The following is a 17,278-nucleotide window of genomic DNA, read 5'->3' on the forward strand; positions in this document are numbered from 1 at the left end:
TTCGTCAGCCTGTAGTGGATTGTTCATGCAGCGTCCTTATGCAACCGCCCTTCGGCAGCTCAAGGCTTGCGGCCTGCGGCCGACCCGGCAGCGTCTGGCCCTGGCCAAGCTGCTCCTGGAGAACGGTCCGCGCCATGTGAGCGCCGAGGACCTGTTCCAGGAAGCCCGCTCCAACGCCATCCCAGTATCGCTGGCGACCGTCTACAACACGCTGCACCAGTTCACCGCGGCGGGACTGCTCACCGAGGTGGTGGTCGGCTCCGGCCAGTCCTACTTCGACACCAATCCGACCTCGCATTGGCACTATTTCGACAAGAACACCGGCGAGATCATCGACGTCGCCGAGGATGCGATCGAGTTCAAGAAGCTGCCCGAGCCGCCCGTCGGCAAGGTGATCGACCGGATCGACGTGATCATCCGCGTGCGTGACGTCCGCGGCCACAACAGCCGCACCCGCAACTGAGCCGACCGGCACCGTTCCGGAAAGGCCTGCGCATGCAAGGGCCCCGCAACGATGGTTGCGGGGCCCTTTCGCGTTGCAGGGAGCGTGAGCACCAGCTCAGTCGAGCTTCTCGCCTTCCAGCAGGCCCCAGACATGGTCGCGCGGGATCCAGCCCTCGGCCGTCCCGAGGTCGATCAGGCACCAAGCGGTGTCGCAGGTTTCCAGATCGCCGATGACGCCCGGCTCGGCCTGCGCCACCACCCGCGCCTCGATTGCGGCATTGCGCTTGATGTCGACCAGGCTCTGACCGACCACCAGCAGCTTGCGGCGGTTGGACAGGAGGTTCGACTTGATCCAGCCGACGTCGCCCTCATGGTCCAGCACCTTGCGCCACTGGTAGAACTCGCCGACCACCTTCACCGGCAGGCCGTTGCGCCGATAGACCCAGAGCACCGGGTGCTGCTCGCCTGGGCCGGTGCGCATGTTGACCACGTCGGCACTCAGGCTCACGAAGCGCGGCAGCGGCTGACCGGTGCTGCGCGGCCCACCCTCCTGGGCATGAGCCGGCGCTGCGGCCGCAACCAATGCCACCACCGCCACAAGAAAACGACGCAAGGACTTCATCCGCCACTCCATGGACGGAATGGTCGATAGCCAGCGAACGGCAGGGGGGGCAACAGCGAAACCGAGTGCATCCGCCTGTCGCGTTTGAGGGAGCCTGCGGATTCTGCCAATGTCCGGGCGCGGCTGTCGGCCGCCGCTGCGGCACAAGGGGATGCTTGATGAGCCGAAACCGCCCGCTCGTGATCGTCACGCGCAAGCTGCCGGACGTGATCGAGACGCGCATGAAGGAGCTGTTCGACGCCCGGCTGAACATGGACGACCAGCCGATGAGCCGAGCAGAGCTGGTCGACGCGGTCCAGACCGCCCAGGTACTGGTTCCGACCGTCACCGACCGGGTGGATGCCAGCGTCATCGCGCAGGCCGGCAGCCAGCTCACGCTGATCGCCAACTACGGCAACGGCGTCGATCATATCGACGTGGAGGCCGCCCATGCCCGCGGCATCACCGTCACCAACACGCCGGGCGTGCTCACCGAGGACACGGCCGACATGTGCATGGCGCTGATCCTGGCGGTATCGCGCCGACTGGTGGAGGGCGAGGGCCTGGCGCGGTCTGGCGAATGGACCGGCTGGACACCCACCGCGATGCTGGGCCACCGGATCTGGGGCAAGCGGATCGGCATCGTCGGCATGGGCCGGATCGGCACGGCCCTGGCGCGCCGTGCCCGTGGCTTCGGCCTGGCCGTGCATTACCACAACCGCCACCATGTCCATCCTTCTTTGGAACAGGAGCTGGAGGCGACCTACTGGGACAGCCTCGACCAGATGCTGGCCCGGATGGACGTGATCTCGATCAACTGCCCGCACACGCCCGCGACCTACCACCTGCTGTCCGCCCGGCGCCTCAAGCTCCTGCAGCGGCATGCCATCATCGTGAACACCAGCCGCGGCGAGGTGATCGACGAGGCGGCGCTCACCCGGATGCTGCGCGCCGGCGAGATCGCCGGGGCCGGCCTGGACGTGTTCGAGCACGAGCCCGCCATCAATCCGCGGCTGCGCGAGCTCAAGAACGTCGTGCTGTTGCCGCACATGGGCTCGGCCACCATCGAGGGACGGGTCGACATGGGCGAGAAGGTGATCATCAACATCAAGGCCTTCGTCGACGGGCACCGGCCGCCGGACCGGGTGCTGCCCCCGATGGTCTAGCGCCCCGGCTCACCGGACAGGGCCGCCCTCGCCTGCGCATAGAGGGCGATGTCGAGCTGGTTCGCGGCCGTGATCGCCGCCAGGTCCGCCTCACTGCCGCCCCAGGCCTCCTTGGCGTCCAGCCGGTTCACGGCCGGGAACTCCGGGGGATGATCGATGCCCAGGAAGCTGGCGGCCTCTGCCAGGAGCGGCCGAGCATCTTCCGCCAGCCCGAAGATCGTCTCCCCGCCCAGCAGATTGGCCAGCGCCTGTTCCAGATGCGGCTCGGCCGGGGTGACGCCGGTGCCGAGAATGCCGGCCAGCTGTGCCACGGTGGCGTTGCGCGGCCCGGTGCCGGGCAGGCGTTCCGCATAGAACCGCGCGATGGTCATGCCCGGCTGGTTCAGGACCGGATGGAGGTCGTGATGCGGCAGGCTGCGGATATAGCGGAACAAGGACAGGACCCGTCGCACCGGCTCGCGCAGCAGGACTACGTAGCGGCACGGCTGACCAGCGAACCCGGCATGCACGCCATGGAGGAAGTGGCCGCTCACCACCGCCGGCTCGTTCTCGCCCTTGCGGGCGGCCACCGCGCGCTGGACGGCTGCCGCAGCGTTGGCCTGGACGACGCCGCCGGGCCCCAGTCCCCGGCGGAACCAGGCATACAGGCTGGAGCCGGAAGCACGCGGCACGTGGAGGTGCAGGAGGATGGGACGCAAGCGCTCTCGCTCCAATCGGTGGAGTGGTTCAGGCTCTGGCCGCCGGCCCGTCGGCCGGCGGGTTGGCCAGGATGGTCTCGACGACCCAGACGGCCATCTGCTTCAGGCAGGCGCCCAGCGCGTCGTCATGGGCCGCCACGACATCCTCGATGGCGCTGCTGGCCGACGGCACCCGGAAGTCGGCATAGCTGGCGCCGATCGAGATGCGCTGCGGCATGCGCAGGAGGCGGAACTGCAGGCGGATATGGGCGAGCGGTGTCTGGGCCTGCTGCTGCATCTCCGCCTGGAACTCGCGGATATGGCAGATCAGGGAGAAGTCGGCACGCGACGCCAGGTCGGTGCGGCTGAACACGTCGACCCGGCCGCTGTTCTCCAGGGTCTCGATCATGAGCGTGTGGACCATCACCGGCACCACGTCCACCCAGACCACGTCCGCATAGTAGTCGATGGCGGTCGGCATCGGGCGGACCGCGATCCGCGAGGTGTTCAGGCCGCTGGATGCAGTCGGCATGTCGACCACCAGCGAGGCGCCGGTGTCCGGCAGGTCGGGCGGGAACGAGCTCTTGGGGGTCAGCTCGAAGATCCGCGGCGGCGGCGCGTTCAGAATGTCCAGGCCAGCGCAGCCCGCGACACCTGCGGCCCCGATGGCGCCCCCGATGCTGCCGAGGAGGCCGCGGCGCGGCAGATGCTTGCTCATTCCGTAGGTATCCCCCGCCTGGTCCCGCCGAATACATAGCCGGCCGGATCGCGGTCGAAGCGGTTCACCACCCGTGACAGGGTCGCCGTCAGGTCCCGGAACTCGCCGACCAGCTGGGTCAGCTCGTAGAGGCCGGTCCGGGAGAAATCGGCGATGGGCACGGTGGTGTCGTCGAGGAAGGTGTCGAGGCGGCGGCTGACCCGCTCCAGGGCGACGCTGGCATTGGCCAGCGCCTCGAGTGTGGTCTTGCCTTGGTTGCCGAGCGTGGCGAAAGCGCCATCCGCGGTCTTCAGCACGTCCTTGGCGCCGCCGGACAGATCCACGATCGAGGCGCTCGCCACGCGCAGATCGGCGGCCATCGCCTGCACATCGACCAATGTCTTGTCGATGCCCTCGCTGCGGGCGGCCAGCGTGCTGGTAATCTTCTCGAGATTGGCGACGGTGCGGCCGATGGCATCGACATTCTGGTCGTCGAGGAGAGCGATGGCGCGATCCACCAGGGTGACGCCGCGGGCGAGCAGTTCCGGCGTGGTCTGGACGAGCTGCTGGAAGGCGCCAGGCCGTGACGGGATCTGGGGCGGGCGCTGCTCGCTCGCATCCATCAGGTTGGGCGCGTCCTGGGTTCCGCCTTCCAGTTGGATCAGGGACAGGCCGGTGATCCCCTGGGCCTCGACCGAGGCGACGGTATCCGTCTTGACCGGCGTGCCCGCATCCAGGTCGACCAGGGTGAGGATCCGGCTGACGTCTTCCGGATCGATGCGCAGATCGACCACCCGGCCGACCGGGATGCCGCGATAGCGCACGCCGCTGCCGGCCTGCAGGCCGGTCACGGCGCCCGAGAAGATGATCTCATAGCGGTCGGTCTTGCGGTCGAGCGAGGAGCGCGCCAGCCAGGCGCCAAACACGGCGATCGCCACCAGCCCCAGGAGGACGAAGACCCCTACCACCACATGATGCGCGCGCGTCTCCATCGGCCTCCGCTCAGCCCGCTAAATGCCCGGCTTCGAGCGCCGCTCGCCCCCTCGGTCCGCCAAAGTACTGGCGCAACCAGGGGTCGTCGAGCCTGCGCAGTTCATCAATCGGTGCGACCACGGCCTTGCCGTTGATCAGGGCCGCCACCCGGTCGGTGATTCGCATCAGCGAATCCAGGTCGTGGGTGATCATCACCACGGTGAGGCCGAGCGTCCGGGACAGCTGCAGGATCAGCTCGTCGAACGCCGCGGCCGCGATCGGGTCCAGCCCGGCGGTCGGCTCGTCCAGGAACAGCACCTCGGGATCGATCGCGATGGAGCGGGCCAGACCCGCCCGCTTGCGCATGCCGCCCGAAAGCTCGGACGGATACTTGTCGCGGGCATCCTCCGGCAGGCCCACCAGCGCGATCTTCAGGCAGGCCATCTCGGCCAGGAGCGACCTGGGCCAGTTGAAGCGCTCGCGCATCGGCACCTGGGCGTTCTCGGCCACGGTCAGCGTGCTGAACAGGGCGGCATCCTGGAACAGCACGCCGGTGCGGCCGCGCAGCGCCACCAGCTTCTCGCGCGACAGGGCAGCGAGATCGGCGCCCAGCAGGCGGATCGTGCCGGCGCTCGGCCGGAGCAGGCCCAGGATGGTACGCATCAGGACCGACTTGCCTGAACCGGAGCCGCCCACCAGGCCCAGCACCTCGCCGCGCCGGACCGTCAGGTCCAGCCCGTCATGGATGGTGCGCTCGCCGAACCGGGTGACCAGGCCGCGCACCTCGATGATCGGGTCCGGATCGGCCATGCTCAGATCCCGAGCCGGACGAACAGGATGGAGAACACCGCGTCCACCACGATCACCAGGAAGATCGAGGCCACCACCGACTGGGTGGTCATCCGGCCGACGCTCTCGGCGTTGCGCTCCACCCGCAGCCCATTCCAGCAGCCGATCAGCGCGATGGCGAAGGCGAACACCGGCGCCTTGACCAGGCCCACCAGGAGATGGGTGAGCGTCGCCACCTCGCCGAACCGGCCGACCATCTGGACCCAGGGGATGTTCAGCTCGAACAGCACCACCATCGCGCCGCCCAGCAGTGCCGAGGCATCAGCGATGAAGGTCAGGATCGGCATGGCCAGCAGGAGGGCGAAGAAGCGGGGCAGGACGAGCGTGTCGATCGGGTCGATCCCGATCACCCGCATCGCGTCGATCTCCTCGTTCAGCACCATGGCACCGATCTGGGCGGTGAACGCGCTGGCGGTCCGCCCGGCGACGATGATCGCGGTCAGCAGCACGCCCAGCTCGCGCAGCACCGCGATCGCCAGCAGGTCGACGGTGAAGATGTCGGCACCGAACCGCACCAGCTGGGTGGCCCCCTGCCAGGCCATCACCAGCCCGATCAGGAACGACAGGAGAGCGGTGATCCCGACGGCGCCCAGGCCGGTCTGCTCGACATGGTGGGCCAGTGCGGTCCAGCGGATCTGCCGGGGCCGGGCCAAGGCCGCCACGGTGCGCAGGAAGATGGCGCCAAAGAAGCCCAGAAGGGCCACGGCCAGCCGCCCCGCCTCCTCCATAGCCCGGCCGACCCTCCCGAGCAGGGCCACGACCGCACCGGGTGGCTGCGCCAGCCGGGGATGGGCCATCGGCAGGCTGCGCACATGCTGCAGTAGGTCGGCGTCGCCCGGACCCTGGGGCGGCGCGGTGGTGACTTCCACCCCAGCGGCCTGCAGGCGCCGCTCCGTCCGGGCGATCAGCCAGGCGCCGCTGGTGTCGAGCCGCTCGATGCCGCCGAGATCCAGGCTCACCCGGCGGACGCCGGCCAGCCGCACCGGCAGGCGCCGCAAGCGCACCGCCAGCCAGCCCACCTGGTCGACCAGCCAGGTGCCTGCGCCCGTCACCACGGCCTGGTCGCCCTGCCGCTCCGCTTTCAGAGTGGCACTCACGCGCCTAGATGCTCCCCGCCTCAAGTCTCATTGGTCCAGAGCGACCGTAGACGGGCAGATCGCGGCACGGGAAGATCAGATGTCCCGCCCGAACAGCCGTGAGCGCAGTTCATCGATCCGCCGTCGCACGGCTGCCATGGTCGGATAGATGGTGAGCGCCGCTTCGAAGGCGCGCAGGGCCGCCTCCGGCTGCCCGAGCTTCAGGTAGGTCTCCCCGAGCCTCGCCAGCGCCTCGAAGTGGTGGGGCTCCAGGGCCAGGGTGCGCTGGATGTCGTGCACTGCCGTGTCCAACTCGTCCAGCAGGAAGGCAGCGGTGGCGCGCTGGTTCCAGGCCTCGGCGAAGTCCGGGGCGCGCTGCACCAGCTCATCGAACCTCTGGTAGGCCGCCGACCACTGCCGGTCGCTCAGGAGCACCACCCCCTCGTCCAGCAGGCTCGTCGCGATCCGGTCGGGATGGCGGTACCAGATCGCCCGGATGCGTGCCTCGATCAGAGGCGCCTCGACCGCATCGGCCTCTCGCAGTCGGTCGAACAGGTCGGGGAGGGCCGGGTCGCGCTGGTCGGCCAGCGCCCGCCCAGTGGCAAGGCAAGCGGGCAGCAGGCCCAGGAGGACGCGGCGGCTAGAGCCGCCAGAGATCGATGCCATCGGGGGTGGAACCGCGATCGAGCAGCCCCTTCACGTCCAGGACCGGACCCAGGTCCGCCTTCAGCAGGCCGCGGACGAAGTCCCAGCCGCCCGCCAGGAACGCCCGGTGCTTCACTGCGATGATTACCGCATCGGCCGGTTCCAGGGCATCGGCGCTACGCAGGGTGATGCCGTACTCGTGCAGGGCGGCCTCGGCGTCCGCTACCGGATCATGCACCTGGACCCGGATGCCGAACTCCTCGAGCCGCGCCACGATGTCGACCACCCGCGTGTTGCGGACGTCGGGCACGTCTTCCTTGAAGGTGAAGCCCAGCACGGTGACCACGGCGTCGTTGGCGCGGCGGTGACGGACCAGGCGCTTGATCGCCTCGTCGGCGATGTGGCGGCCCATCCCGTCATTGATCCGGCGCCCGGCCAGAATGACATGGGGCACGTAGCCGGCTTCCTCGGCCCGGCTGGTCAGGTAGTAGGGATCGACGCCGATGCAGTGGCCGCCCACCAGGCCCGGCTGGAAGCGCAGGAAGTTCCACTTGGTGTAGGCGGCCGCCAGCACGTCGCTGGTGTCGATGCCGAGCCGGCCGAAGATGATCGCCAGCTCGTTCATCAGCGCGATGTTGAGGTCGCGCTGGGTGTTCTCGATGACCTTGGCGGCCTCCGCGGCCGCGATCGAAGGCGCCTCGTGGATGCCGGCCGTCACCACCGAGCCATAGACCGCCGCCACCACCTGCCGGGTCGCCAGGTCGCTGCCGGCCACGACCTTCACGATCGTTTCCAGCCGGTGCTCCTTGTCGCCCGGGTTGATCCGCTCCGGGCTGTAGCCCAGCGTGAAGTCGCGCCGGTAGGTCAGCCCCGATTCCTGCTCCAGGATCGGCGCGCAGATCTCCTCGGTGACGCCCGGATAGACGGTGGATTCGTAGACGACGATGCCGCCCTTGGCGAGCTGGCGGCCGACCATGCGTGAGGCCGCCATGAGCGGGCGCAGGTCCGGCTGCTTGGCAGGCGTGATCGGGGTCGGCACCGTGACGATGTGGAAGTCGGCCCGCTGCAGGTCGGTGGGGTCACTGGTCAGGCGCAGCCGTGCCGCCTGCAGCCGTGCCGCCTCGACTTCGCCGGTCCGGTCATGGCCGCGACCGAGCTCCGCGATCCGCCGCTCGTCGATGTCGAACGCGACCACCTCCCCGGCACCGCTCTGGCCGAAGGCCACGGCGACCGGCAGGCCGACATACCCCAGTCCGATGACCGATATCCTGCGTCCGTGGTCCATGCAGCCCATCCAGAGGGCAGGCCGCCGGAACAGCCGGAAGCCGAGCCCGAATTCGGCACGTGCATAGCCCGGCTGGCAGCGCCAGGCCATCCTGGCGGGCCCGGCATCCCGACCTACGCCATCCTTGCGGATTTCGCATCCAGACCATGCAAATCCAGGCGGTTCCAGGGCCGCCGTCTCGCGTGTGTGCTGTTGCGGACCGCTCGGAGAGGGGCTACATCCTCAATGCCCGCAACCCCGTTAAGCTGCTGAAGAACGAAGATTTTTGTGGGGAGGTGGCTTCGGTGGCGGCCGTCGGGCGGAGTCGGGATGTGGCGATGCCAGAGGCGCGTCAGCGACCATCGCTCCACCCCTGCGCCGGGCCGGCGAGATGAGGTGGGCACGACAGGACAATGATGAGCGCTTCTACAGGATACGCCACGGAACGAAACGCATCATCGTCCGTTAGCATACGGTATCGGCCGGCCATCACTGGACAATTTCTCACGGTGGCGTGAGGCCGGGCAAGAAGGGGGCCATGACCCTCGCAGATCTTCCGCAGCACGTCGATATACCGAACGCATCAGCGCATGTAGCGAGGCTGGACCAGATCATGGACCGTGTTGTCGATCGAGATAATTTGGCCCTCGCCCTGGATCCGGCTCCGGCGGACATGCCGGTCAAGGGCTTTACCGAGCCGTTGCCCCGGCCCGTGGCGTTGCCTTCGCACCCGCACTCCACCGGCTGGCGGCTGCTCGTGATCGGCATCTGGCTGACGCTCACCGGCACGGCGACCTGGTGGCTGGGCGGCGGGCTGGCCGCGGATGGGCTGTCGGCCGGCGAGATCGTCCTGCTCACCCTGTTCACCCTGTGCTTCGGCTGGCTGGCCTTCGGCTTCGCCCTCACCGTGGCGGGCTTCCTGGCCCTCAAGCGCAGCGTGCCGCCCGCAGGCATGAACCGGCCGACCAGCACCGCCTCGCTCCTGCCGCCGCGCGGCCGCACTGCCGTGCTCATGCCGCTCCGCAACGAGGATCCGACCGAGAGCCTGGCCAAGCTGGAGAGCCTGATCCGCGATCTGGCCGCGCTCAAGATGGACGGGCACTTCGCCTTCCACATCCTCTCGGACAGCAATGTCGAGGAAGTGATCGAGAAGGAGCGGCGTGTGTGGCAGCGCCTGGTGCGCTCATGGCCGCAGTTCCGGATCATGTGGCGGGTGCGGACCGACAATTACGGCAAGAAGGCCGGCAACATCGCCGAGTTCTGCCGCAGCCATGGCGGCCGCTACGACTACATGCTGATCCTGGACGCCGACAGCCTGATGAGCGGCCGTACGCTGGCCTCGCTCGCCCGGCTGATGGACGCGAACCCGGATGCCGGCATCATCCAGGTTTCGCCGGGTCTCACCGAGGGCGAGACCCGCTTCACCCGCTACCGGGCGCTGGCGACCCGCATCTACGGCCCGATCGCGTCGGCCGGCCTGTCGATCTTTGCCGGCAGCGAGGCCAACTACTACGGCCACCACGCCATCATCCGGGTGCGCGCCTTCACCGAGAATTGCGGTCTGCCGGAACTGCCGGGCAAGGCGCCGCTGGGCGGCCCCATCATGAGCCACGACTTCGTCGAGGCCGCCCTGGTCCGGCGCAGCGGCTGGCGGGTCTGGCTGGCCTACGAGCTGGACGGTGCGGTCGAGGACAGCCCGCCCACCCTGATCGACGAGATCAAGCGCGACCGGCGCTGGATGCAGGGCAACCTGCAGCATCTGCGCCTCCTGCGGATGCACGGCCTCCATCCCCTGAGCCGCCTCCATTTCTTCATGGGGGCCTGGGCCTACATGGTCTCGGCGGTCTGGATGGCGCTGGTGGTTACCAGCCTGATCGTGAGCCCCGGCGGCGGCGAAGCCGGTGCCGTGCTGCCGTCGATCCTGATGATCACGCTGGTGCTGCTGTTCGCCCAGAAGCTGCTGGGCATCACCCATGCGCTGGCCGAGGGCAAGGAGCGGTCGAGCTGGCGCTTCTGGCGCGACGTGATCGGCGAGCAGATCTTCTCCACCCTGACCTCGCCCTTGTTCATGGTCTTCCACACCCGCTTCCTGCTCCAGACCCTGCGTGGGCAGGTGGATGCCTGGGGTGCTCAGGCGCGCGGCGCCCGGCGCCTGAGCTGGGGCGAGGTGTGGAGCACCCACATGCTGCCGGTGGGGGTCGGCGTGGTGCTGCTGGGCTTGGCCTGGTGGTTCTCGCCGACCGCGCTGCCCTGGCTGGCACCGGTCCTGGCCGGGCTCTGGCTGGGGCCGGTGGCGACCTGGTGGTCGGCGGGTGCAGCCAGGAGCCCGGTGCGGGCCCCCTTCCCTGCCGTGGCCTGAACCGGCTCCGGGAATGGTGGAAAAGGCGGCCTTCCGGCCGCCTTTTTCGTTGCCGCTGCGGTGGCGGCAAAGGATGCTGGCCGGGTCGAGGCGATAAAGGATCATGGCGACGATGAGCGTGCTGCTGCGCACCCTGGCGGTCCTGGCGCTGGCCGGTGGTCTGTTGACCGCCTGCACGCTCAACCTGCCGACCGAGCCGGACCAGCCCACCGAGCTGGACGCCGGCTGATCCTTCACCGCGCCAGCATCGGCCCGAGCGGCTTGCCGGCGAACAGATGCAGGTGAAAGTGGGGCACTTCCTGGTGGGCGTCCGTGCCGGTGTTGCACAAGGCCCGGAAGCCCGGCGCCACGATGCCCAGCTGGTCGGCGATCTTCGCCACCGCGCGGAAGAAGCCGGTCACCTCCTCGGCACTGGCCCGGGCGCTGAAGTCGGCGAGATCGGTATAGGCGCCCTTCGGGATCACCAGCACATGGGTGGGCGCCTGGGGGTTGATGTCGTGGAAGGCCAGCACGAAGTCGTCCTCGTAGACCGTCCGGTTCGGGATTTCGCCGCGCAGGATGCGCGCGAAGATGTTGTTCGGGTCGTAGGCCATCACTACCTTCGCTGCGGTTGAGTTCCTGTCCTGTTGCGGAGCGCGTCCGCACCGCCTGTGTCAAGCCAAGGAGTGAGTAGATGTCGCTAGCGGTGGCCATCCAGATGGACCCCCTGGAGACCGTGGCGATCAACGCCGACAGCACGTTCGCCCTGGCGCTGGAGGCGCAACGGCGCGGTTTCGGCCTCTACCACTACCTGCCGAAGAACCTGTCCTGGCGGGACGGCCGGGTGCTGGCCAAGGCGCGGCCGATCAAGGTGCAGCGCGTCGAGGGCGACCATGTGCAGTTCGGCCAGCCGGAGATCCTCGACCTTGCCGGGGTGGACGTGGTCCTGCTGCGCCAGGACCCGCCGTTCGACCTGAACTACATCTCGACCACCCATCTGCTCGACCGGGTGCATCCCACCACGCTGGTGGTCAACGACCCGCACCATGTGCGCAACGCGCCGGAGAAGCTGTTCGTCACCCAGTTCGCCGAACTGATGCCGCCCAGCCTGATCACCTACGACCTCGACGAGATCCGGGCGTTCCGCAGGGAGCATGGCGACATCATCGTCAAGCCGCTCTACGGCAATGGCGGGGCGGGCGTGTTCCACCTCAGGCCCGACGACACCAATCTCGGCAGCTTGCACGAGCTGTTCGCCCGCTTCCTGAACGAGCCCTTGATGGTGCAGCGCTACCTGCCTGCGGTGCGCCAGGGCGACAAGCGCATCATCCTGGTGAACGGCAAGGTCGCGGGCGCGGTGAACCGGGTGCCGGCCGAGGGCGAATCGCGGGCCAACATGCATGTCGGCGGCCGGGCGGAGAAGAGCACGCTCACCCATCGCGAGCAGGAGATCTGCGAGGCGATCGGCCCGGCGCTCAAGCAGCGCGGCCTGATCTTCGTCGGCATCGACGTGATCGGTGACTACCTGACCGAGATCAACGTCACCTCGCCCACCGGCATCCAGGAGATCGACCGGTTCGACAACGTGTCGATCGAGGGGCAGATCTGGGACGTGATCCAGGAGCGGGTCGCCGAGAACCGCGGCTCGGTGGTGTGACGGCAGAGCGAACGCGGGTTGCTCGGGTTCGTTCGTGCAAAAAGGCCGGCCCAGGCGGCAGCAGCGCTAGCTGGAGCGCCAGATGGCCCAACTGCTCGGCAGCGGGGCCATGCTGATCCCGGCATAGAAGGTTTCAGCACCAGGGGCGGCGACCAGCACGAGCGTGGTGCATGTGCCGGCGGAAGTCGGTGATCGCCCGGGCGATACCTACCAGCTGCATGCCCGCCCTGGCGGTCAGAACGATGTCGGCCTGGCGCAGCATCCGCTCCAGCCGGGGCAGGTCATCGACCGGCCGCCGGGTGCCGAGCGTGGTGGCGGCCAGGAGGTCGCGGAACGCCTGGGCGTCCAGGTCGGGCTTCCGCGCATAGCAGATCGTCATCGGATGGACTCCGGGCTGGCTTGCGGCTGCCCAGATCAAACGGGGCCAAAACGAAACGGGGGCCATGAGGCCCCCGTCGTTTCGAAGCGGAAGAACGGGCTCAGGCTGCGGCCGAGAGCACCTTCTCCAGCCGGCGCGTGGCCTCGGCCTCGTCAACCTTGTCGATCGCGGCGACCTCGCGGGCCAGGCGCTCGAGGGCAGCGCGGTACATCTGCCGCTCGGAATAGGACTGCTCGGCATCCTCGGCGCGATGCAGTTCGCGGACCACCTCGGCGATCGCGACCGGATCGCCGGAGTTGATCTTCGCTTCGTACTCCTGGGCGCGGCGGCTCCACATCACGGAACGGCGCGGCTTGGTCTTGATCTTCAGGGCTTCCAGCGCCGAGCTGATCTTCTCGCGCGAGCTGAGCTTGCGCATCCCGGCCTTCGCCGCCTTGTTGACCGGCACCCGCAGCGTCAGGCGCTCGTTCTCGAAGCCGACCACATACATCTCCAGCTCGAAGCCGGCGATGATCTCGGTCTCTACGCTGCGTACCCGACCCACGCCGTGGGAGGGGTAGACGATGTGATCACCAGGCTCGAAAGCCAGTTCTTTTTTGGCCATCCGGCACTTTCCCTCGCGTCTCGTCAGGGACTGGCCGTTCGCAGCCATCCCGACGCTTCACTCCGATGTGAACGCTACGACGTCGGCGCCTCAATGACCCACGCAGGCAGGAAAGTCGGGCCGACCAGTAGGAGAAGCAGACAAATTGTCTTCAACAAGATATACATACCACATTTTGGGCCACGACGCCACCGGGCACGCCAATGCGTCGTCATCACGTATGTGGAATGTACCCTGGCCTATCCATTGCCTTCGCCGGGCTTGGCACTGAAGAACTGCTCGTACTTGCCGGGCATGTTCTTGTAGCTGTCGGCGTCGTCTGGCTGGGGCCGCTTTCGGGTAAGATTAGGCCATTGGCCGGAGAACTCACGATTGAGCTCCGCCCACTTCTCGCCCTCCGACTCGGTGTCCGGGACGATCGCCTCAGCCGGGCATTCCGGCTCGCACACGCCACAGTCGATGCATTCGTCAGGATTGATGACCAGCATGTTCTCGCCCTCGTAGAAACAATCTACCGGGCAGACCTCGACACAATCCGTGAACTTGCACCTGATGCAGGCTTCCGTGACCACGTAGGCCATGAATACTCCGAGTTCCCACGTAAAAGGCCGGAGACATGGCTGCCACCGGCCTCGAGCCCGCATACGACGCCGCGCGCGTCGGATCCTGCGGCGGAAGATATATAGCGTTTTTTCTGCACCGCGTCGAGGTTATGCGGCATTCGCGCGCACCTTGCCCTCCGTGCCGGCGCGCTGCGGGCAGCGGCTGCCCCTCGATGGCACCCGCCGCTCAGCGCCCGAACAGCCGGTCCAGCGCGGCGCGGTCGATCGCGATCCAGGTGGGCCTGCCATGGTTGCAGGTGCCGCCGTTCGGGGTCGTCTCGATCTGGCGCAAGAGCGCGTCCATCTCGGCCAGATGCAGGCGTCGGCCGGCGCGCACGCTGCCATGGCAGGCCATGGTCGCCGCCACCCGCTCCAAAGAGCGCAGCAGAGCCTCGGCACCGCCATGCCCATCCAGGTCGGCGGCGAGATCCTGCACCAGCCCGGCCAGGTCGGCCGCACCCAGCATGGCCGGGCTCTCGCGCACCAGCACGGCACCGGTGCCGAAGCGCTCCAAGACCAGGCCCAGCCGCGCCAGCTCCGCCTCGGCCGCGACCAGCAGGTCGACCTGGTGCGGCACCAGCTCGACCACCACCGGGACGAGCTGACCCTGGCGTGCCACCGCACCACGCGCCAGCTCCGCCTTCAGGCGCTCATAGACGATCCGCTCGTGCGCGGCATGCTGGTCGACCAGCACGAAGCCCTGCCTGGTCTCGGCCAGCACATAGGCATCGAACAGCTGGACCCGCGCCGCACCCAGCGGATGGGCTTCGGCCGGTGGCGCCGGGGTCGCGGCGGCCGAAGCACCGGACGGCGCGCCGACGTCGAGCCGGCCCTGATAGGCAAACGCCGCGGCGGTTTCCTTCAGCCCGGGCGCAGCGGCCCGCCTGTCCCAGCCGGATGGGGCCGTCCAGCCGCCGGCCGTAGCTCGTTCCGGTGCCGGGCCGGCGGCAAAGCGGGCCAGGGCCGCCTCGCCGAGCGCGCGGGCGGTCAGGCTTCCCTGCCCATCCAGATGGCGGCGCACCGCACCGATCACCAAGCTGCGCACCAGATCGGGCTCGCGAAAGCGCAATTCGGTCTTGGTCGGGTGGACGTTGACGTCGACCCGCTCGTGGGCGAGGCGCAGCATCAGCGCGGCACCTGGCAGGCGGTGCCCGGCCAGGGTGTCGCCATAGCCGACCCTAAGGGCCGTCTCGATCAGCCGGTCGCGCACCGGACGCCCGTTCACCGCCACCAGGAACGGCCGGCGCCCCTGGGCTGCCTGGGTAGGCAGGCCCAGATAGCCTTCCAGGACGACCCCGTCCCGCTCGACCACGACCGGGCGCGCGTCGGCCAGAAAGCCCTCGCCCAGCACGGCGGCGACCCGCGCCTCCAGACGGTCCTCGGCCTGCCGCGCCGGCTCGAAGCGCCGCCGCTCCACCCCGTCCACGGTGAGGCTGAACGCGATCTCGGGCCTAGCCAGCGCCAGGCGGTCGAGCTGGTCCAGGATGGCCTGGGTCTCGGCGCGCTCCGAACGGAGGAAGGCCAGCCGCGCCGGGGTGGCGAAGAACAGGTCGCGCACCTCGATCCGGGTGCCGGGCGTGGTGCCGGCCGGGCGGACCGCCGCAACCCGGCCGGCCTGGACCTCGAGCACGGCACCCACTGCCGCGTCCCGGGTACGGGTGGTGATGCTCACCCGCGCCACCGCACCGATCGAGGCCAGCGCCTCGCCGCGAAAGCCCAGCGTGGTGATGCGCACGAGGTCGGCATCCGGCGCGAGCTTGCTGGTGGCATGGCGCTCGACGCACAAAGCGAGGTCGGCCTCGTCCATGCCCTGCCCGTCATCGACCACGCGGACCAGGGCACGCCCGCCCTGCTCGACCGCGACCTCGATCCGGCCGGCCTTTGCGTCCAGCGCGTTCTCGACCAGTTCCTTGACCACCGCTGCCGGCCGCTCGATCACCTCGCCGGCGGCGATCCGGTTCACCAGCTGGTCGGGCAGACGGCAGACCGGCATGGGCGCGCTCCCTCCGGACGGGTCCTGGAGGCGGCTCAGCTCGTGGCGACCAGGCCCTGCGGCCGGCCGACCGCGACCACCCGCATGGCTTCCGGGTGGAGCAGCCGGGCGGCCGCGGCCTGCACGTCGGCCAGCGTCACCGCCTCGATCAGCTGGTTGCGCCGCTCGAGGAAGTCGGCGCCCAGGCCCAGCATCAGCATGCCGGTCAGCATGCCGGCGACCTGGTCGTTGCTGGTCAGGCGCAGCGGGAACGAGCCGGTGAGATAGGTGCGCGCATCCTCCAGCTCCGGCGATTCCAGCATGCCGCGCGCCAGCTTGCCGGCCTCCTCCGCGATGATCTCCAGGCTCTGCGCCACCCGGTCGTTGCTGGTGGCGACCTGGCCCAGCCAGAGCGGCGCACCCTCCAATTCCACCAGCGAGGCGCTCACGCCATAGGCCAGGCCGCGCTTCTCGCGGACCTCCTCCATCAGGCGTGAGGAGAAGCCGCCGCCCGCCAGGATGTGGTTGGCGATATAGGCCGCATGGTACTCTGGATCGTGGCGGGCGATGCCGCCATGGCCGAACATCGCGACGGTCTGCGGGTTGTCCATCTCGACGATCGCGAGGCCGGGACCGGCCAGGGGCACGTCCTGCTCCCGGGTCCACACGCTGCCCGCGGGCAGGCCGCCGAACACATGGTCGAGCAGCGGGGCCAGCGTCTGGGCGTCGATGTCGCCGCACACGCCCACCACCAGATCGTCCCGACGCAGATTCTGGGATACGTAGCGGCGCACGTCGTCCGCGCTGAAGCCCGCCACCGTCTCCGGCGTGCCGCGGATCGAGCGGCCATAGGGGTGGCTGCCGAACATGCCCTTGAAGAAGTGGCGGCGCGCCTGGGCGTTCGGCTCCTTGGCCCGCCGGGCGAGATCGGCCTGGAGCTGCGCGCGCACTCGCTCCACCGGTTCCTCGTCCAGCCGCGCCTCGACCAGCGCCAGGCGCAGCAGCTCGAAGGCGTGGTCGCGCGTCGCGGTGAGCGTCTTCAGATGGCCGCTGAAGCCGGTCCGGTCGACGTCGAAGCCCAGCCGGATGACATTGTCCTCCAGCTCGCGGCGATAGGCCTGGCTGTCATAGGGGCCCGCTCCCTCGTCGATCACCGCCCCGGCGAACGCGGCCAGACCCTCGCCGTCCGGGGGATCCAGCCGGGCGCCGCCCCGGAAGTGGAAGCCCAGCGATAGGAACGGCACGGCACGCTCGGTGACCAGAAAAGCGCGGATGCCGCCCGCGGTCGTCACTTCCTGAACGGGGACCAAGCTCCGGCACTCCCTGATGGCGTTG

Annotated in this window: 19 protein-coding genes; 5 read left to right on the top strand and 14 right to left on the bottom strand. The window is 68.9% G+C overall.

Translation table 11 applies throughout. The annotated features are described in order from the left end of the window. The first annotated feature begins 25 nt into the window (after window positions 1–25). Window positions 26–463, top strand: a complete 438-nt coding sequence (gene irrA / locus VNS22_RS09280) for an iron response transcriptional regulator IrrA (RefSeq protein ID WP_325731736.1) — start codon at window positions 26–28, stop codon at window positions 461–463. 96 nt (window positions 464–559) lie between these two features. Here irrA and VNS22_RS09285 read toward each other — a convergent pair whose 3' ends face one another. Beyond that, window positions 560–1,057: an SH3 domain-containing protein gene (locus VNS22_RS09285; protein WP_325731737.1), complete on the bottom strand. Its 498-nt coding sequence runs from the start codon at window positions 1,055–1,057 to the stop codon at window positions 560–562. A gap of 167 nt (window positions 1,058–1,224) precedes the next feature. On the opposite strand from VNS22_RS09285, the gene VNS22_RS09290 reads away from it, so the two are divergent. Continuing rightward, the gene (locus tag VNS22_RS09290; RefSeq protein WP_325731738.1) at window positions 1,225–2,211 is read left to right on the top strand and encodes a D-glycerate dehydrogenase; all 987 of its coding nucleotides are present in this window, start codon (window positions 1,225–1,227) and stop codon (window positions 2,209–2,211) included. Here VNS22_RS09290 and VNS22_RS09295 read toward each other — a convergent pair. The 7 genes from VNS22_RS09295 to VNS22_RS09325 form a co-directional block, all read right to left on the bottom strand. Beyond that, the gene (locus VNS22_RS09295; protein WP_325731739.1) at window positions 2,208–2,909 is read right to left on the bottom strand and encodes a hypothetical protein; all 702 of its coding nucleotides are present in this window, start codon (window positions 2,907–2,909) and stop codon (window positions 2,208–2,210) included. The genes VNS22_RS09290 and VNS22_RS09295 overlap by 4 nt on opposite strands. A 28-nt stretch (window positions 2,910–2,937) precedes the next feature. Then, on the bottom strand, window positions 2,938–3,606 hold the full coding sequence (locus tag VNS22_RS09300; protein WP_325731740.1) for an ABC-type transport auxiliary lipoprotein family protein: 669 nt from the start codon (window positions 3,604–3,606) through the stop codon (window positions 2,938–2,940). Further along, window positions 3,603–4,577, bottom strand: a complete 975-nt coding sequence (locus tag VNS22_RS09305; RefSeq protein ID WP_325731741.1) for an MlaD family protein — start codon at window positions 4,575–4,577, stop codon at window positions 3,603–3,605. The genes VNS22_RS09300 and VNS22_RS09305 overlap by 4 nt, the downstream gene beginning before the upstream one ends. A gap of 10 nt (window positions 4,578–4,587) precedes the next feature. Next, complete coding sequence (locus tag VNS22_RS09310; protein WP_325731742.1) at window positions 4,588–5,367, bottom strand: ABC transporter ATP-binding protein; 780 nt, start codon at window positions 5,365–5,367, stop codon at window positions 4,588–4,590. A 2-nt stretch (window positions 5,368–5,369) separates the two neighbouring features. Beyond that, window positions 5,370–6,503, bottom strand: a complete 1,134-nt coding sequence (locus VNS22_RS09315; protein ID WP_325731743.1) for an ABC transporter permease — start codon at window positions 6,501–6,503, stop codon at window positions 5,370–5,372. 75 nt (window positions 6,504–6,578) lie between these two features. Next, window positions 6,579–7,148, bottom strand: coding sequence for a tetratricopeptide repeat protein (locus VNS22_RS09320; RefSeq protein ID WP_325731744.1), 570 nt, complete (start codon window positions 7,146–7,148; stop codon window positions 6,579–6,581). Then, window positions 7,123–8,412, bottom strand: coding sequence for a nucleotide sugar dehydrogenase (locus VNS22_RS09325; protein ID WP_325731745.1), 1,290 nt, complete (start codon window positions 8,410–8,412; stop codon window positions 7,123–7,125). The genes VNS22_RS09320 and VNS22_RS09325 overlap by 26 nt, the downstream gene beginning before the upstream one ends. 592 nt (window positions 8,413–9,004) lie before the next feature. Between VNS22_RS09325 and mdoH the strand changes: the two genes are divergently transcribed. Beyond that, window positions 9,005–10,750: a glucans biosynthesis glucosyltransferase MdoH gene (mdoH, locus tag VNS22_RS09330; protein WP_325731746.1), complete on the top strand. Its 1,746-nt coding sequence runs from the start codon at window positions 9,005–9,007 to the stop codon at window positions 10,748–10,750. Between the two features lie 103 nt (window positions 10,751–10,853). After that, a complete protein-coding gene (locus VNS22_RS09335; RefSeq protein WP_325731747.1) occupies window positions 10,854–10,979 on the top strand; it encodes a hypothetical protein in 126 nt (41 codons plus the stop codon). A gap of 4 nt (window positions 10,980–10,983) precedes the next feature. On the opposite strand, the gene VNS22_RS09340 is transcribed toward VNS22_RS09335, so the two are convergent. Further along, a complete protein-coding gene (locus VNS22_RS09340) occupies window positions 10,984–11,343 on the bottom strand; it encodes a histidine triad nucleotide-binding protein (protein ID WP_325731748.1) in 360 nt (119 codons plus the stop codon). A gap of 80 nt (window positions 11,344–11,423) precedes the next feature. Here VNS22_RS09340 and gshB point away from each other — a divergent pair, with 80 nt between their 5' ends. Further along, window positions 11,424–12,386 (top strand): glutathione synthase, encoded by a 963-nt coding sequence (gene gshB / locus VNS22_RS09345; protein WP_325731749.1) that lies wholly within the window; start codon window positions 11,424–11,426, stop codon window positions 12,384–12,386. A 133-nt stretch (window positions 12,387–12,519) separates the two neighbouring features. On the opposite strand, the gene VNS22_RS09350 is transcribed toward gshB, so the two are convergent. The 5 genes from VNS22_RS09350 to VNS22_RS09370 form a co-directional block, all read right to left on the bottom strand. Continuing rightward, complete coding sequence (locus tag VNS22_RS09350) at window positions 12,520–12,765, bottom strand: hypothetical protein (protein ID WP_325731750.1); 246 nt, start codon at window positions 12,763–12,765, stop codon at window positions 12,520–12,522. A gap of 100 nt (window positions 12,766–12,865) precedes the next feature. Next, complete coding sequence (locus tag VNS22_RS09355) at window positions 12,866–13,369, bottom strand: CarD family transcriptional regulator (protein WP_159712393.1); 504 nt, start codon at window positions 13,367–13,369, stop codon at window positions 12,866–12,868. Between the two features lie 239 nt (window positions 13,370–13,608). After that, on the bottom strand, window positions 13,609–13,950 hold the full coding sequence (gene fdxA / locus VNS22_RS09360; protein WP_325731751.1) for a ferredoxin FdxA: 342 nt from the start codon (window positions 13,948–13,950) through the stop codon (window positions 13,609–13,611). A 208-nt stretch (window positions 13,951–14,158) separates the two neighbouring features. Continuing rightward, complete coding sequence (mutL, locus tag VNS22_RS09365; protein ID WP_325731752.1) at window positions 14,159–15,964, bottom strand: DNA mismatch repair endonuclease MutL; 1,806 nt, start codon at window positions 15,962–15,964, stop codon at window positions 14,159–14,161. 35 nt (window positions 15,965–15,999) lie between these two features. Next, the gene (locus tag VNS22_RS09370) at window positions 16,000–17,253 is read right to left on the bottom strand and encodes a pitrilysin family protein (protein ID WP_325731753.1); all 1,254 of its coding nucleotides are present in this window, start codon (window positions 17,251–17,253) and stop codon (window positions 16,000–16,002) included. Between the last annotated feature and the right edge of the window lie 25 nt (window positions 17,254–17,278).

This window comes from Geminicoccus sp., from assembly GCF_035556675.1.
GTDB lineage: Bacteria > Pseudomonadota > Alphaproteobacteria > Geminicoccales > Geminicoccaceae > Geminicoccus.

Excerpts from the sequence above, each read along its gene's own strand:
- irrA (WP_325731736.1), top strand. The coding sequence starts at position 26 with ATGCAGCGTCCTTATGCAACCGCCCTTCGGCAGCTCAAGGCTTGCGGC.
- VNS22_RS09290 (WP_325731738.1), top strand. The coding sequence starts at position 1,225 with ATGAGCCGAAACCGCCCGCTCGTGATCGTCACGCGCAAGCTGCCGGAC.
- VNS22_RS09300 (WP_325731740.1), bottom strand. The coding sequence starts at position 3,606 with ATGAGCAAGCATCTGCCGCGCCGCGGCCTCCTCGGCAGCATCGGGGGC.
- VNS22_RS09305 (WP_325731741.1), bottom strand. The coding sequence starts at position 4,577 with ATGGAGACGCGCGCGCATCATGTGGTGGTAGGGGTCTTCGTCCTCCTG.
- VNS22_RS09310 (WP_325731742.1), bottom strand. The coding sequence starts at position 5,367 with ATGGCCGATCCGGACCCGATCATCGAGGTGCGCGGCCTGGTCACCCGG.
- VNS22_RS09320 (WP_325731744.1), bottom strand. The coding sequence starts at position 7,148 with ATGGCATCGATCTCTGGCGGCTCTAGCCGCCGCGTCCTCCTGGGCCTG.
- VNS22_RS09325 (WP_325731745.1), bottom strand. The coding sequence starts at position 8,412 with ATGGACCACGGACGCAGGATATCGGTCATCGGACTGGGGTATGTCGGC.
- mdoH (WP_325731746.1), top strand. The coding sequence starts at position 9,005 with ATGGACCGTGTTGTCGATCGAGATAATTTGGCCCTCGCCCTGGATCCG.
- VNS22_RS09335 (WP_325731747.1), top strand. The coding sequence starts at position 10,854 with ATGGCGACGATGAGCGTGCTGCTGCGCACCCTGGCGGTCCTGGCGCTG.
- VNS22_RS09340 (WP_325731748.1), bottom strand. The coding sequence starts at position 11,343 with ATGGCCTACGACCCGAACAACATCTTCGCGCGCATCCTGCGCGGCGAA.
- gshB (WP_325731749.1), top strand. The coding sequence starts at position 11,424 with ATGTCGCTAGCGGTGGCCATCCAGATGGACCCCCTGGAGACCGTGGCG.
- VNS22_RS09350 (WP_325731750.1), bottom strand. The coding sequence starts at position 12,765 with ATGACGATCTGCTATGCGCGGAAGCCCGACCTGGACGCCCAGGCGTTC.
- VNS22_RS09355 (WP_159712393.1), bottom strand. The coding sequence starts at position 13,369 with ATGGCCAAAAAAGAACTGGCTTTCGAGCCTGGTGATCACATCGTCTAC.
- fdxA (WP_325731751.1), bottom strand. The coding sequence starts at position 13,950 with ATGGCCTACGTGGTCACGGAAGCCTGCATCAGGTGCAAGTTCACGGAT.
- mutL (WP_325731752.1), bottom strand. The coding sequence starts at position 15,964 with ATGCCGGTCTGCCGTCTGCCCGACCAGCTGGTGAACCGGATCGCCGCC.